We start from the raw sequence: 11,990 nt of genomic DNA on the forward strand, positions 1-11,990 counted from the left end.
GAGCCGGGCCTTCACCCCCGGCTTTTTTGTGCCCGTAATTCGGGCTTATCAGGGCCTGCTCAGGCCTTTCGATGAAACGGGGTCACGACACCTCGCGGATTGCGAGGCTTTGTTCGGTTGGCCAGTTCTTTACGGATCAGCTCAGCTGCGAGGGCCTCGGGGCTTACACCCCGTTTCGCCGCTTCTCGCTCCAGCTGTTCCATCTGTCCCTGGTCCAATCCGACTTCTTCAATCGGCATGGGGCCTCCTAGGGGCCTTCAGGCCACGTGCTGATCGCCGGTATTCTCCGAAGCCAAGGCGGCCAGCTGAGCCTCCAGCAGCTCGCGGCAGAGCACAGCGCGCTGAGTGCGATGAAACTTGGCCAGCGCCTGAATCAGTTCAAACGTGTCCTCATCGACCCGGACCTTGATTTCTCGGTCGTGCAGGTGATTGCGGTTGGCGTACATGCGGGGATTGCTCCTTGCTATTGGAAGTTGTTAGGCGGCTGCTCTAGCCGGGGGAAACGCATCATCCAGCGCGCACAAGGCGCCAAGCTTGTTCAGCGCTTCTACGATCTGGCGTGCCTCTTGGAGGCCTGGATTCCTCAGACCGGATTCGTAGTTGGCCAGCCTGGACTGGTTCCAGCCGAGCTGACGTCGCAGCGCTGCCTGGGTAACGCCAGCCCTTTCGCGAATCGTTCGGACTTGGTTCATACGGTTTTCCTCCATTGATGACCGAAGGATAAAACACGTATCGTGTTAAATGCAATCACAATAAGTGAAAGCCGGGTATTTCATTTCGTGATGAAATCCCGCGCATGAATGAATCACTGAGTCAGCGCATTAAGCGCTTGAGAAAAGCGACCGGGATGTCACAGGCGCAGCTCGCAGATGCCTGCGGCTGGAAATCGCAGTCGCGCGTTGGGAACTATGAAGCCGGCACTCGGGAGCCTACGCTGGCCGACATCGCCTCTATTGCTTCCGCTCTGGGCGTAGATCAATCCGAACTGCTGCTGAACTCTCCGCCCCCAGAGACCCCAAGCACTCAGCCGAGAAGCACTGCCGACCTGGTCAAGCAGATGCTCGCCAAGAGTGGCAAAGGTATCCCTGAGGAGGCTCGCAAGAGGCTGCTCGCAGCTGCCGAAGAGCCGGCGCCTTCAAATGTGATTGCTGCCGAATTCCAGCGCCCAGGCCTCATCGGCGATGAGGTGTGGATTGCCCACTACGATGTCCGGGCTGCAATGGGTGGCGGCGAAATCGCCCATGACTTCCCCGAGATGCTCAAGGATGTGCGGGTCAGCCCAAGCCACCTTCGCGAATTGGGCGTTGAGTTCGAAGAGCACTACCACCTGAAGATGGTCACAGGCTGGGGGCAGTCGATGGAGCCCACCATCAAGCACCGCGACCCGCTGATCGTGAACATCAACATCCGCGAGTTTGTGGGCGACGGTATCTATCTCTTCCACTGGGATGACCACATCTACATCAAACGCCTGCAAGTGGCTGATGAGGAGCATTTCGAAATGATTTCGGACAACACTAGGCACAAGGATCGGCTGATACGTCGGGACATGACCTACATCCAGGCCCGGGTGTTACTGGTCTGGAATGCGCATCTGGTATGAATTTCTCGATTGATGGAGGTTGTTAGATGACCGATCCAGACAACAGGGACAAGGACCTCCACGCGGCTATAGATGAAATTGCTAAATCAATAGTCAGCCTCATGGAGCACTGCACCGCAACAGATAACGTGACGATCGAAATCGTATCAATGCTAGCCGAGCGTGCTCTGGCGGAAAATCGTGTCGACGATGTAAGACCAATGGTGAAATCATTAGGTCGGATCAAGGAAAAGTCGGAAAACACCCTAGAATCAGTCAAAAAGCTCCTGGTCGCCCTGAAGCGCCTCGAATCTGGGCAAAGCAATGCGGACTGATAAATTATCCCAACTGCTGGATGAGCTTAACGACGTTGACCACCAGACAGCTCAGTGGGAGAAGGTTAGACGGCTAACCGCAGCTGCGGATGCAAAGGATAGGGGTGACAATCCAGCAGGTTCAAGGAATACTCCAGTGATGGCTGACCTTTCCCGCGAAGAATTGAACACGATCCTTGAGAATCATCAGCTCAAGGCAGATGCTCGCCTCAAGGACTTTGAGGGTCGGGTTGCGGATGGCTTGCTCAAAATGGATCACAGCTTACAACTGCTGGACAAAGATCTAGCTGGTGTTCGCGGCTTGAAAGGCACAATCATCCTAAACTCAGTAATTTCAGTCATCGCCATAGTAGGCATATCTATCGCTGTGATGGCTTATGGGGTGGCCAATTTTGATTCTGGGCGCGATACGTCAGCAGCACTCCAAGAGATGAAGCAGCAGTCGTTTGAGACACGTCAATTGCTCGAGCAGGTCAAAGCTCAGCAGAAGACGGCCCAGCCTTCTCCGTGACTTTCCAATGCAGTACTAACAAGCCCGCCGAGAGCGGGCTTTTTTGTGCGCGTCAGAAAGGTGCTTCTTCCTCCACCCTCTCGTACTCCCAGTCCTTCTCAACGACCAGGTCGTCCCGATCGTCGGCGCTCTGCGGCTCCCATCGAACCGTCACGCTTTCATCGTCATTGAAGGTCAGGTCCAGCTCCGGTGTTTCAGCCAGCAGACCCATCACCTCTTCCCACTCCATGTCTCCATCCGTGTCCAGGCGATGAATCGTCACCCATCGCTGCGTCTGCGCCAGAGGGTGATTGATCATCGACGATACGCGGAGCCCTAGCCTCTCTACTCCGGTCATTTCCTGACGCTCTTTGGGCGCCGTTTTTTTCTGCTTGGACATAGACCGCTCTCCATTACTGTATATCCATCCAGCACTGTCGGCGAGCATACATCACGCTATGTGAAAGGTGAACCCGGCTTGTGAGAATTTTCCCCATCACAGCCGAGGAAAAATAAATCACATATCGTGTTGACATTAAAAACACGATGCGTGATATTTGCCTCAACACGCAGTCACCGAACAGGGACTGCGCAGGCCCTCAAGCCTCACCGCTCTTTAACAACTCGCGCCATGCCCGACTACCCGGCCCAGCCGGTTAGGTCACTCCCGGCTCCATCGGTGGGAGGTCAGTAAACCGATGAACAAAACCGCACTTGCCTCTACCGGCGACCAGCGATCCGACAGGCCCGAAAGCCTGCCCACGCGCAGCCAACTGCGACGGCGGACGAGGTGTTGACCGAACTGAGTGAATGACCTGGTAAGCGGGCGCGGAGAAAGACAGAACGATTCGATGATGCCGTCTCGATGAGGCGGCATTGCGCAGCATCACCTGAGCCCACTCGAAGAGCTGGCTGAGGGATGCGAAACATGCATCCAGGCTGAGACGGCAATCGTGCCAGACCATGATTTTTACGTCAGGAGACGTACCCATGACAGTAAACGTCAGCAACTTAACGATCACGACCCCAGTGGCCATTTCATCCACCAATCCTGTAGCACTGGAGCTCAGTGGCGCCGAGGCCATCGCTCAGCTCCCCAGCGTCGTCACTGTCCTGTCCGACGGATCAGTACAGTTTTCAGCCCCAACGAAAGGTGCATCGAGCAAGAGCACACACCGCACGCGGTGCGAGTGGAAAGAGCCGGTGTACTGGGCTCTGGCAAGCGCGGCCGAGCACATCAACATGCAGGAAATGACGCTCACAAAGGTCAACTCAGCGAAGAAGGTGGTGATCTCGCAGTTGCACGTGAAGGACGACGACAGTCCACCGGTGAAGGTCTTCTGGAGCAAAGGGAACATCACCCTAGGGTTCCGGCAGACGTTCAATCAGGCCACCCCAATCAACACGACGCTGCTCAAAGGCGTGCCCCTCGGTGCAAAGTTCAAAATCACTATCCGCGTGCTGGCCTCGGGCGCTTTGACCGTGACAGCTGAGTGCAATGGCGATGCAGAGTCGTCTGGTCGGCTGGAGCTGGATGACTCATGGCGCTCATCGCTGTTGAACTTCCACGGTGGCGTTTACAACCAGGTCGATTACACGGATGCCACGCCGGCTGAAGATGGGTCGATCTGCATTATCAGCATCCTCTCGTTGACACATCGCTGACCCATTACAGCCGGAAAGACGGCCCGATGCCCTGCTCCCCATCACAGGCTGCATCGGTGATCCACATTGAACGCGAGTTGATCGCCGCGAATTGTGAGCCTGGGTAGCGTCTCGCCCTTTGGTGAGGCGTCCGGTCACCCGGTTTGCCCCGGAATGTGGATCACCGATGCAGTTTTCATCGATTTAAAGCGCATCAACGTGAGTCTTATGCAGGTTAATGCTCACCGCAGTAAACATTAATCGACGTACACGCAGGCGAATCCGGGGCCTACCCGGCCAGACCAGATGCATGTGAGGTAGCGCTCACCGCCTGCACCCTTCCCTTCACATCGACCGCATTGGCAGGCGCCAGGCCACCTTTCACGGTGGGTTTGGTCACCCGCGCCTGGCTCCTGGCCAATGCGGTCCTGAGGATAAACACATGCACAATTGCACCGATACCCAGGCCGTGTGCCGGGGCTGCGGCCTCAAGTTGCGCGGTTCGCCTTCTTGGAAAGGCGGTCTGGCCCATCACCCCGACCCGAAAGGCGAAGTGCACCGCTGCCATTACGGCGGCTGGGTCTGCTCGCGGCGCTGTGACGTCAAGGCCTGCGTTGAACTGGAAGGGACCATGCCCGGATGCGGCGGAGTGAACAGCTTCCAGCGCCTTTCCCCTTACGCCAAAGAGAGCATCAACCGCCATTGGCCGGAGGCAGCATGAGCGGCTGGATCAAGTGCAGCGACAGGCTGCCGCCTGCTCCAGGCAGCTACCTCACCCACTCTCCGCAATCTCCTTACCCGGTTCACATCGGGGTTTGGCTTAGTCATGAGCAGGCGTGGGAGCACGAATGGCATCGCAAGAAGAGAAGCGAGCTCAAACCTCGCACTTGGATAACGCACTGGCACGAACTGCCAGCCATTCCCACTGAGTAACCCACCACCTGGAGGCGACCATGGGCGCACTTCGAGCAGCACAATGGCGGTATGACCATGCTGAGCCGGATGACGACTCGGCGCATCAGGAAGCGGCGCAGAACTGGATCGAGAGCAAGGCCGAGGAGCTGGTAGGCGGCTGCGACGTTCTGATCCCGCAGCGCTTTGGTGGCCCGGTAGGGGTGCGTCAGGACCAGTTCGTGGCCAAGGTCGCCGAGCACCTGAGATCTATGCAGGAGGCCGAGCAAGACGATATCACCGCCCTCGCCCAGCTCCTGCTGCAGGCTCAGGCCGGCGGCCCGGTGAAGAGCATGGTCGAGGATGTCGTCGGCCAGAGCGATCACGTCAACGGCAAGCTGTACGAGATCGCAGAAACGATGCTCGACCAGTACGCCGACCAAGGCCTCCAGTACGAGGCAGACGAGGCGCGCCTATGAGCCCGCACGTATTGATCGATAACGAGCTCGATGCCATGGCCGACCCGGCAACGCCGGCGTCTTGGCAGGCCATGGTCCTCAAGCTCCTCACCGAAATGCTGGCCGACCAGCGCATCACCATCGAAGAGTTCAACCACTACTGCGGGCGCCTCAACAAGATCGTTGATGGGCGCAAGGAGGTTGCATGACCACGCCAGTTTTCCCGTCGATCATCGACGACCAGGTCGCTGAACTGCCCGAGGCCCAAGCCATGCCTGGTGACCGGGTGCTAATGCTCTTCAAGGGCCCGACGCTGTTTGACGCCAAGAAAGCCGCTGCCGAGGCGTTCATCGAAAATCCTGAGGCTGTCAGCCGCAGTTGGTGGATGTGCGGCGAGTGGACAGTTGGGTATGAGGTGCGCGCATGAGCCAGCGCTACTTCCACAGCAACCTTGACCTGATCAAGTTCAATGGCCATCTGCGTCATTACTTGGGCGGAGGTTTTCGAGGCCCTATGCACAAGGAATGCATTCTCGCTTCCTTGCGCTCAATCGCCAAAAATCCCCAGTGCCATTGGTACGGTGTCTCGAAGCTTCAGCCAGTCCAAAACTTCAAGCGTATCCCCAAGCCAAACCTTCCAGGTTGAAGCCATGACCAGCTACCAGCGTGCACGCCGTATCGCTACCTGCCGTGGCTCCTTCATCGCCCTCACCTTCTTCACCGGCTGGCTCCTCCTGAGCGCTCTGGCCGGCACCATCACCCAGTAACCACATAATCAGCGCCCACCGCATGGATGGCGCGGGAGTTTCGCATGTCCGCACAAACCGAACTGGCCGCTGTGCCGCCGAGAGAAACAGCCCTGCAGGTGTTCCAAGCCCCAAATGGCCTCGACCCGTACCTCAAGCATATTCGCGACCAGATCGACACCTTCGTGCCGGACGTGAAGACGGCCAAGGGACGCAAAGCCATCGGCTCTATCGCCTACAGCATCGCTCGTTCGAAGTCCGCGCTGGACGACCTGGGTAAAGAGCTCGTTTCGGAGCTGAAGGAAATCCCGAAGAAGATCGACGCCGAGCGCAAGCGCATGCGTGACACGCTCACCGCGTGGCAGGAAGAAGTCCGCCGTCCGCTGACCGAGTGGGAGGAAGCTGAGGCGGCGCGTGTGTCCCGGCATGAGCAAGGCGTCGCGGCCATCAAGGCCGAGGGCATCGAACTGGGCCTGCTGGACGCAGAGGATTTGCTGACGCGGATCGGCCGGGTCGAGTCCGTGGCCCTGGGCGATACCTGGGAAGAGTTCGACGCAGAGGCTGGCCAGGTGAAGGACCAGGTGCTGACTGCGCTGCGTGAAGCTCTGACCGCGCGGCAGAAGTACGACGCCGAGCAGGCAGAGCTGGTCCGCCTGCGCCGCGAAGCAGAAGAGCGCGCTGAGCAAGACCGGATCAGGCTGGCACAGGAAGCCGCGGTCGAGGCTGAGCGCCAGCGCGTTGCCCGGGAGCAGCAAGCCGAGCGTGACGCGGCCGCCAAGCGGGAGCAGGACCTGAAGGACCAGGCTGCAGCACAGGAGCGCGAAGCCGAGAACCAGCGTCTTCAGCTCAAGTTGCAGGCTGAGCAAGCGGAGCGCGCTCGGAGTCAGGCCGAAGCCGACCGCGTTGCCACCGAGCAGCGGATGGAGCAGGAGCGCCAAGACGCCGCACGCCGGCAAGAGGAAGCAGCAGAGCGGGCCAGGCAGGACGAGCGCCGCCGGGCCGATGCAGCAGCGGCCGAGATACTGCGCCAGCAGGAAGAGCGCGAGCGCGACGAGGCGCACCGCCGCAGCATCAACCGTGCTGCTCTTCAAGCTTTTATGGCAGAAGGCATGCCCGAGTCCTGCGCCAAGCAGGCGGTCAAGCTGATAGCCCAGCGCAAGATCCCGAACATCGCCATTTCCTACTGAGGTCGCCATGAGCCAAGCAGTAGCCATCATCTCGCAGGACATTTACGCGCAGCGGAATCAGTTCGCCAACGTGCTGACCGACCGCTCGCTGAATTTCGAGCGCGAGGCCGAATTCGCCATCCAGGTCATCACTTCGAGCGAGTACGCCACCAAGGTCGCGATGCAGAACCGGCAGTCGGTGGCCAATGCGATCACCAACATCGCCGCCATCGGTATTAGCTTGAACCCGGCCAAGAAGCAGGCGTACCTGGTCCCGCGAGACGGCCGCATCTGCTTGGACATCAGCTACATCGGCTTGATGGACCTGGCCATGTCGACCGGCGCCATACGCTGGGCCCAGGCCGAACTGGTGTACGCCGCCGACGCTTTCAGCCTGAACGGATTCGACAAGCCGCCGACTCATTCCTACAACCCGTTCGCCAAAGGTCGAGGCGAGGTGATCGGCGTGTACGTGGTGGTCAAGACCGCCGACGGCGATTACCTGACCGAAACCATGAGCATCGAGGATGTGAATGCCATCCGGGACAGGTCAAGCGCCTGGAAGGCCTGGCTCAGCAAGAACAAATCCTGCCCATGGGTCACCGACCCTGGCGAGATGGCCAAGAAGACCGTGGTGAAGCGCGGTTACAAGTACTGGCCGAAGACTGAGCGCCTGGAGCAAGCGATTCACCACTTGAACACGGATGGGGGTGAGGGTCTGGCCAGCGCGGCCGGCTCGGCACCCACCGATCCCGAGATGGTGAACAACTGGATCGCACTGGCGCAGAAGGCAGGAAGCCTGGAAGCCCTGACCGATGTGTACCAGCAGGGAACCGCAGCAATGAAACAGGCAAAGGATGCGACCGGCCACGCCCGCTTCAAGGCCGAGGTCACCAAGCGCGCCAACGCTATCAAGGCAGAGACGGCGCCCATCGAAGGCGAATCTGAGGAGGTGTTAGATGGAGCAGCGTAGCGCTGAATGGTTCGCGGCACGCCTTGGATGCGTGACCGCCAGCCGGGTGAAGGACGTTATGGCGAGCGGCCGCGGTGGCGCGCCGTCTGCGACTCGCAAGAACTACATGATGGAGCTGCTGTGCGAACGCCTCACCGGCCAGCAGAGCGGACCAGACCTTTCCAGCAAGCCTGCCGTGCAGCGCGGCGTCGAGCTTGAGCCGTTTGCTTGCATGGCCTACGAGGCCGACAAAGGCCTGATGGTGGCAGAAACCGGCCTGGTCATGCACCCGACCATTCCTGGCTTTGGCGCGTCACCGGATGGCCTGGTAGGCGACGATGGTGTGCTGGAGATCAAGTGCCCGAACACAGCCACCCACATCGCCACAATGCAGTCCGAACGACACGACCCGCAGTACGAGTGGCAGATGCTGGCCCAGATGTCCTGCACCGGCAGGGCCTGGGCGGACTTCGTCAGCTACGACGACCGCCTGCCTGAGCCGCTCCAGTACGCGTGCCATCGCTTCGAGCGCGACTTCAAGCGCATACGCGAAATGGAGTCCGAGATCAGGGCTTTTCTGGAAGAGCTCAGCGACCTGGAGAAGGAGATGCGCGAGCGGATGAAGGAGGCTGCATGAACCCATCAATCGACCTGGAGGCCGCACAAGCGGCCTTCTTTGCCTCTGGTGGTCAGCTTGTCGAGCTGGAGGGATTCACCTACCGACCACTACCCGAGCGCAAGCACCCAGACCCCAAGCAGAAGCCGGCCAAGCCTGCCGCCCGCAAGTCCGAAAGACAGCAGGTAACCAAAGCCAGGACCCGCGCAGCGAAGGTCGCCGAGTTGGCCAAGACCATGAGCTGCGGGGAGGTGGCAGAGCTCCTTGGGGAAACCAAAGGCGCGCTGTGGGGTGTGGCGGCACGCGAAGGCTTCAAGTTCGCCAGCCCGCCACGACAGCCCAAGCCGGTGAAAGACCCCGTAGCCCAAGAAAAGGCAGACCGGGCTCTCGCAGATCAGATCATTGCTCTGCGCGACTGTGGCATGTCCCGCTGCCGGGTCACGGCAAAGCTTGGCATCGGAAATCGTAAGCTGGAGCGAATTCTGGCGGCCTTCGGGATTAACTTTCCGCTGCAAAGGCACGGGGGTACGCCATGCCAAGAGTGAAGCCTGAAAAAATCCACCCACTCCCCTATTACCAAGGCCGGAACGCTCGTGCTTCCGGTCGCTGCCGGGCGTATCAGCCTCACCCCGAGATGTCGGTCGACAGCGCCTGGTGGCTGGGAGGCTGGCACGACTGCGATATGGAGCTATCCCATGAACCGAAAAATCCGCCGATCCCTGCAGCTGCACAGGCGGCGTGAGCAATCCAACCTTCCCCCAAGCGGCCTGCAGGAGGTCGAGCATGGCATCACTTTTCGACGCATCGATGCGCAAGCAGGTGCGAAAGCTGTACATCACCCGCAGCGGCGGACAGTACCGGCCTGATGACGTTGCTCTGGCCTTCGCGCTGAGTCTGCGCGAGCACGACAGTGCCGACCACCTGCGCAGGTTGGCCCGGCGCCTGGTCGACAAAGTCTGCCTGGAGCACCAGCCGAACATGAAGCGCCTGGCCCGCGAGCCGGACGACGCAGAGGTGTTTGCTGCAGCGCTCAAGATCATCAACCGGGTGTGCGACCTGCTCGACATCGGGCCGGGAGCCACCTTTGTGCGCAATGGAGGCGGTGATGGCTCTGACGCAGCAGCAGCGTGATGAGAAACGCCGAGCCAAAGCCGAGCGCCTGCAGGAAGAAGACCTGCGCTTGAAGGTACGACCAGGGACTAAACAGGCCCTGCTGGAGCTGATGGAGTGGGCCGGTATCGAGGAACAGGGCGAGGCGTTGACGCTGATGATTCATCACATCGAAGCGCTCGGGCACCACGCCTTGTTCAGGATCGCGCGCCACGAAATCGAGGCTCACCTATCTGTGGCGCGGCCTGAACCGCTGCGGCTGTCAGCCAGGAAGCGAACCGGCCAGCACCTGCGAGCGATATGCGGCTGGGCTGATACCACCTACAGCCAGATGATCGAGGCACTGATCCACGGAATTCACGCACTCGGGCAGCTGCACGCGGCGAAGTTTCTCACCCCGCCGCGGCATGAGATCAGCATCTCACCAAGGCTGGCCCTTTCGTTCGATCGGAAGAGCATGCTGATGATTCAGCAGGATCCGGGGGATGAAATTCTCTCGCCTGGTGCATGACTTACTGGTCAAGTCATTTCGCAAAAATTGCCAGTTTCGCCACTGACCCGTGATATTGAATAAAATCCTGCTCCATTAACGGGTCTATAAACTTAGTAACATACTGATTATTTTGACCTGGCGTCATGAGCGAAGCAGTAACTTCCAGGCCACGCAACGCAATGAAGTCACGAACAATATTCTGAAACCTGGGTTCAGTATGTCGATATTCCGATGTCGTAAATGTTGTATCAACACCCGTCACTGAACAAGGGACGACCCCTCCAGAACTATCGTAAATAGCTCTCTTCTTGGCTGTCAGCCCAGCATCAACCGCGTGCCGGCATGCTGAATAGAAGGAACCAGCAACAGTTGGCCCCTTCGCATCTCGACAGGCTTTTAGCCCGAAATCAGTCGACTGTCTGTTATCAACAGAGCGAACCCAAAAAATATGAAAGCAGCTAGTTGAGTGATCTGGCGACTTATCTTTGAAGAAAAACTCAATTCCCGGCCCCGTTTTTTCTTGGGCCTCTGGATTCCTTAAAAAGTACTCATAAAGCAGGACTTCATCGTCAGATGAGACCCTGTCCCCATTGTTGTACCTACCGAGCATTGCTGAAAAGAATTGTTCTGCCTCACCTTTAGTCCGAAACAGTTTGCTAGGCAAAACTATTGGCTTTGCTGCCATTTCAACCCCCTTCGATTTCTGTTTCAAGCCTCAATTGTACCGAGAAAACGGGTTTCTCGCTGGGAGCCACCTCTTGGACACCGCTTATCATTGCCGCATCCGACCAAGGAGGGCGGCGCATGCATGGAGAAAGCCATGATCCAGTTCTACCTGCAGGACAGCCGACCACACGCCTACGTCGGCGACGGCCTGTCATTCTGGGGCCTCGGTGGCTCAGGGTATGTCACCGACCTGGACAAGGCCCAGCTGTTCACACGGGACGGAGCCCTAGATCACCGCGACACCGACATCCCATGGCCGAAGGACTACATCGACGCCCGGGCGCGGATCGGCGTCGATTGCCAGTATGTGGAGATTCGCGAGGCGCTGGACCAGCATCCTGACGCTGCCGAGTTCTATATGCAGAAGCCGAAGGCCTGGAACGGCAACAACTTGATCTGGCTGAAGGGCGATGGAGGCTTCACGAGCGACCTGAGCAAGGCTGTGCGCGTCGCCCGAGCAGACACCATCAACATGATCGGACGTTGCGGCCAGACCGGCGGCATCGCCTGGCCCTGCGCCTACATTGACGCGCACAGCCGCCGTCTGGTCGAGCGCGACGATGTCGATGTCAAGGAGGCTCTGCGTGGAACCGGCATCGTGCTACCCCAGAGACAGAAGCCACGGATGATGATGTTCAACTGCCACGGCTGCGGGCGCTTCATCAGCGATCGCCAGCGCTTTGAGAACAACTGCCGCAACTGCGGAGCGGACAACCGCCCATAGCCGCCTGACCCTCCCGCGCTGCCCGCCAGCGCCTTCCCCTATTCAACGATAACGCCTC

General features: G+C 59.1%; 21 protein-coding genes. 16 read left to right on the plus strand and 5 right to left on the minus strand.

What is annotated here, in order from left to right:
* Positions 1 to 59: 59 nt before the first annotated feature.
* From HU770_RS12585 to HU770_RS12595, 3 genes are read right to left on the minus strand one after another with little or no spacing between them, the layout of a single operon-like run.
* Positions 60 to 239, minus strand: coding sequence for a hypothetical protein (locus tag HU770_RS12585; protein WP_186663787.1), 180 nt, complete (start codon positions 237 to 239; stop codon positions 60 to 62).
* Between the two features lie 18 nt (positions 240 to 257).
* On the minus strand, positions 258 to 446 hold the full coding sequence (locus tag HU770_RS12590; RefSeq protein WP_027907665.1) for a hypothetical protein: 189 nt from the start codon (positions 444 to 446) through the stop codon (positions 258 to 260).
* Between the two features lie 30 nt (positions 447 to 476).
* Positions 477 to 692, minus strand: coding sequence for a helix-turn-helix transcriptional regulator (locus HU770_RS12595; protein ID WP_121161764.1), 216 nt, complete (start codon positions 690 to 692; stop codon positions 477 to 479).
* 104 nt (positions 693 to 796) lie between these two features.
* Between HU770_RS12595 and HU770_RS12600 the strand changes: the two genes are divergently transcribed.
* The 3 genes from HU770_RS12600 to HU770_RS12610 all read left to right on the plus strand — a co-directional run bounded on the left by HU770_RS12600 (position 797) and on the right by HU770_RS12610 (position 2,428).
* The gene (locus HU770_RS12600) at positions 797 to 1,603 is read left to right on the plus strand and encodes a S24 family peptidase (protein ID WP_186663788.1); all 807 of its coding nucleotides are present in this window, start codon (positions 797 to 799) and stop codon (positions 1,601 to 1,603) included.
* A 26-nt stretch (positions 1,604 to 1,629) separates the two neighbouring features.
* Positions 1,630 to 1,917 carry a hypothetical protein gene (locus HU770_RS12605; protein ID WP_186663789.1) on the plus strand — a complete coding sequence of 96 codons (288 nt, stop codon included), beginning with the start codon at positions 1,630 to 1,632 and terminating at the stop codon, positions 1,915 to 1,917.
* A gap of 139 nt (positions 1,918 to 2,056) precedes the next feature.
* Complete coding sequence (locus HU770_RS12610) at positions 2,057 to 2,428, plus strand: hypothetical protein (protein ID WP_186663790.1); 372 nt, start codon at positions 2,057 to 2,059, stop codon at positions 2,426 to 2,428.
* 52 nt (positions 2,429 to 2,480) lie between these two features.
* On the opposite strand, the gene HU770_RS12615 is transcribed toward HU770_RS12610, so the two are convergent.
* Complete coding sequence (locus HU770_RS12615) at positions 2,481 to 2,807, minus strand: DUF1654 domain-containing protein (RefSeq protein WP_186663791.1); 327 nt, start codon at positions 2,805 to 2,807, stop codon at positions 2,481 to 2,483.
* 590 nt (positions 2,808 to 3,397) lie between these two features.
* Between HU770_RS12615 and HU770_RS12620 the strand changes: the two genes are divergently transcribed.
* The 12 genes from HU770_RS12620 to HU770_RS12680 all read left to right on the plus strand — a co-directional run bounded on the left by HU770_RS12620 (position 3,398) and on the right by HU770_RS12680 (position 10,500).
* Positions 3,398 to 4,072 (plus strand): polysaccharide lyase family 7 protein, encoded by a 675-nt coding sequence (locus HU770_RS12620; RefSeq protein ID WP_186663792.1) that lies wholly within the window; start codon positions 3,398 to 3,400, stop codon positions 4,070 to 4,072.
* A 421-nt stretch (positions 4,073 to 4,493) separates the two neighbouring features.
* The gene (locus tag HU770_RS12625) at positions 4,494 to 4,772 is read left to right on the plus strand and encodes a hypothetical protein (RefSeq protein ID WP_186663793.1); all 279 of its coding nucleotides are present in this window, start codon (positions 4,494 to 4,496) and stop codon (positions 4,770 to 4,772) included.
* A 232-nt stretch (positions 4,773 to 5,004) separates the two neighbouring features.
* Positions 5,005 to 5,421 (plus strand): hypothetical protein, encoded by a 417-nt coding sequence (locus HU770_RS12635; protein WP_186663795.1) that lies wholly within the window; start codon positions 5,005 to 5,007, stop codon positions 5,419 to 5,421.
* Complete coding sequence (locus tag HU770_RS12640) at positions 5,418 to 5,609, plus strand: hypothetical protein (protein WP_186554955.1); 192 nt, start codon at positions 5,418 to 5,420, stop codon at positions 5,607 to 5,609. The genes HU770_RS12635 and HU770_RS12640 overlap by 4 nt, the downstream gene beginning before the upstream one ends.
* Positions 5,606 to 5,827 carry a hypothetical protein gene (locus tag HU770_RS12645; protein WP_186663796.1) on the plus strand — a complete coding sequence of 74 codons (222 nt, stop codon included), beginning with the start codon at positions 5,606 to 5,608 and terminating at the stop codon, positions 5,825 to 5,827. The genes HU770_RS12640 and HU770_RS12645 overlap by 4 nt, the downstream gene beginning before the upstream one ends.
* Positions 5,824 to 6,045 carry a hypothetical protein gene (locus tag HU770_RS12650; protein ID WP_186663797.1) on the plus strand — a complete coding sequence of 74 codons (222 nt, stop codon included), beginning with the start codon at positions 5,824 to 5,826 and terminating at the stop codon, positions 6,043 to 6,045. Before HU770_RS12645 ends, HU770_RS12650 begins: the two co-directional genes overlap by 4 nt.
* A gap of 165 nt (positions 6,046 to 6,210) precedes the next feature.
* Entirely contained in the window at positions 6,211 to 7,332 is a 1,122-nt protein-coding gene (locus tag HU770_RS12655) for a hypothetical protein (RefSeq protein WP_186663798.1), read from the plus strand.
* Between the two features lie 7 nt (positions 7,333 to 7,339).
* Positions 7,340 to 8,284 carry a RecT family recombinase gene (locus HU770_RS12660; protein WP_186663799.1) on the plus strand — a complete coding sequence of 315 codons (945 nt, stop codon included), beginning with the start codon at positions 7,340 to 7,342 and terminating at the stop codon, positions 8,282 to 8,284.
* Positions 8,271 to 8,900, plus strand: a complete 630-nt coding sequence (locus tag HU770_RS12665; RefSeq protein ID WP_186663800.1) for a lambda exonuclease family protein — start codon at positions 8,271 to 8,273, stop codon at positions 8,898 to 8,900. The genes HU770_RS12660 and HU770_RS12665 overlap by 14 nt, the downstream gene beginning before the upstream one ends.
* Positions 8,897 to 9,424, plus strand: a complete 528-nt coding sequence (locus HU770_RS12670; protein ID WP_186663801.1) for a hypothetical protein — start codon at positions 8,897 to 8,899, stop codon at positions 9,422 to 9,424. The genes HU770_RS12665 and HU770_RS12670 overlap by 4 nt, the downstream gene beginning before the upstream one ends.
* 238 nt (positions 9,425 to 9,662) lie before the next feature.
* A complete protein-coding gene (locus HU770_RS12675) occupies positions 9,663 to 10,010 on the plus strand; it encodes a hypothetical protein (protein ID WP_186663802.1) in 348 nt (115 codons plus the stop codon).
* Positions 9,985 to 10,500: a hypothetical protein gene (locus HU770_RS12680; RefSeq protein ID WP_186663803.1), complete on the plus strand. Its 516-nt coding sequence runs from the start codon at positions 9,985 to 9,987 to the stop codon at positions 10,498 to 10,500. Before HU770_RS12675 ends, HU770_RS12680 begins: the two co-directional genes overlap by 26 nt.
* A 13-nt stretch (positions 10,501 to 10,513) precedes the next feature.
* On the opposite strand, the gene HU770_RS12685 is transcribed toward HU770_RS12680, so the two are convergent.
* On the minus strand, positions 10,514 to 11,167 hold the full coding sequence (locus HU770_RS12685; RefSeq protein WP_186663804.1) for a DCL family protein: 654 nt from the start codon (positions 11,165 to 11,167) through the stop codon (positions 10,514 to 10,516).
* A 135-nt stretch (positions 11,168 to 11,302) separates the two neighbouring features.
* On the opposite strand from HU770_RS12685, the gene HU770_RS12690 reads away from it, so the two are divergent.
* Positions 11,303 to 11,932: a hypothetical protein gene (locus HU770_RS12690; protein WP_186663805.1), complete on the plus strand. Its 630-nt coding sequence runs from the start codon at positions 11,303 to 11,305 to the stop codon at positions 11,930 to 11,932.
* Positions 11,933 to 11,990 lie beyond the last annotated feature (58 nt).

It is taken from the genome of Pseudomonas sp. SWRI68 (genome assembly GCF_014269165.1).
GTDB classification, from domain to species: domain Bacteria; phylum Pseudomonadota; class Gammaproteobacteria; order Pseudomonadales; family Pseudomonadaceae; genus Aquipseudomonas; species Aquipseudomonas capeferrum.

Excerpts from the sequence above, each read along its gene's own strand:
- HU770_RS12585 (WP_186663787.1), bottom strand. The coding sequence starts at position 239 with ATGCCGATTGAAGAAGTCGGATTGGACCAGGGACAGATGGAACAGCTG.
- HU770_RS12590 (WP_027907665.1), bottom strand. The coding sequence starts at position 446 with ATGTACGCCAACCGCAATCACCTGCACGACCGAGAAATCAAGGTCCGG.
- HU770_RS12595 (WP_121161764.1), bottom strand. The coding sequence starts at position 692 with ATGAACCAAGTCCGAACGATTCGCGAAAGGGCTGGCGTTACCCAGGCA.
- HU770_RS12600 (WP_186663788.1), top strand. The coding sequence starts at position 797 with ATGAATGAATCACTGAGTCAGCGCATTAAGCGCTTGAGAAAAGCGACC.
- HU770_RS12605 (WP_186663789.1), top strand. The coding sequence starts at position 1,630 with ATGACCGATCCAGACAACAGGGACAAGGACCTCCACGCGGCTATAGAT.
- HU770_RS12610 (WP_186663790.1), top strand. The coding sequence starts at position 2,057 with ATGGCTGACCTTTCCCGCGAAGAATTGAACACGATCCTTGAGAATCAT.
- HU770_RS12615 (WP_186663791.1), bottom strand. The coding sequence starts at position 2,807 with ATGTCCAAGCAGAAAAAAACGGCGCCCAAAGAGCGTCAGGAAATGACC.
- HU770_RS12620 (WP_186663792.1), top strand. The coding sequence starts at position 3,398 with ATGACAGTAAACGTCAGCAACTTAACGATCACGACCCCAGTGGCCATT.
- HU770_RS12625 (WP_186663793.1), top strand. The coding sequence starts at position 4,494 with ATGCACAATTGCACCGATACCCAGGCCGTGTGCCGGGGCTGCGGCCTC.
- HU770_RS12635 (WP_186663795.1), top strand. The coding sequence starts at position 5,005 with ATGGGCGCACTTCGAGCAGCACAATGGCGGTATGACCATGCTGAGCCG.
- HU770_RS12640 (WP_186554955.1), top strand. The coding sequence starts at position 5,418 with ATGAGCCCGCACGTATTGATCGATAACGAGCTCGATGCCATGGCCGAC.
- HU770_RS12645 (WP_186663796.1), top strand. The coding sequence starts at position 5,606 with ATGACCACGCCAGTTTTCCCGTCGATCATCGACGACCAGGTCGCTGAA.
- HU770_RS12650 (WP_186663797.1), top strand. The coding sequence starts at position 5,824 with ATGAGCCAGCGCTACTTCCACAGCAACCTTGACCTGATCAAGTTCAAT.
- HU770_RS12655 (WP_186663798.1), top strand. The coding sequence starts at position 6,211 with ATGTCCGCACAAACCGAACTGGCCGCTGTGCCGCCGAGAGAAACAGCC.
- HU770_RS12660 (WP_186663799.1), top strand. The coding sequence starts at position 7,340 with ATGAGCCAAGCAGTAGCCATCATCTCGCAGGACATTTACGCGCAGCGG.
- HU770_RS12665 (WP_186663800.1), top strand. The coding sequence starts at position 8,271 with ATGGAGCAGCGTAGCGCTGAATGGTTCGCGGCACGCCTTGGATGCGTG.
- HU770_RS12670 (WP_186663801.1), top strand. The coding sequence starts at position 8,897 with ATGAACCCATCAATCGACCTGGAGGCCGCACAAGCGGCCTTCTTTGCC.
- HU770_RS12675 (WP_186663802.1), top strand. The coding sequence starts at position 9,663 with ATGGCATCACTTTTCGACGCATCGATGCGCAAGCAGGTGCGAAAGCTG.
- HU770_RS12680 (WP_186663803.1), top strand. The coding sequence starts at position 9,985 with ATGGCTCTGACGCAGCAGCAGCGTGATGAGAAACGCCGAGCCAAAGCC.
- HU770_RS12685 (WP_186663804.1), bottom strand. The coding sequence starts at position 11,167 with ATGGCAGCAAAGCCAATAGTTTTGCCTAGCAAACTGTTTCGGACTAAA.
- HU770_RS12690 (WP_186663805.1), top strand. The coding sequence starts at position 11,303 with ATGATCCAGTTCTACCTGCAGGACAGCCGACCACACGCCTACGTCGGC.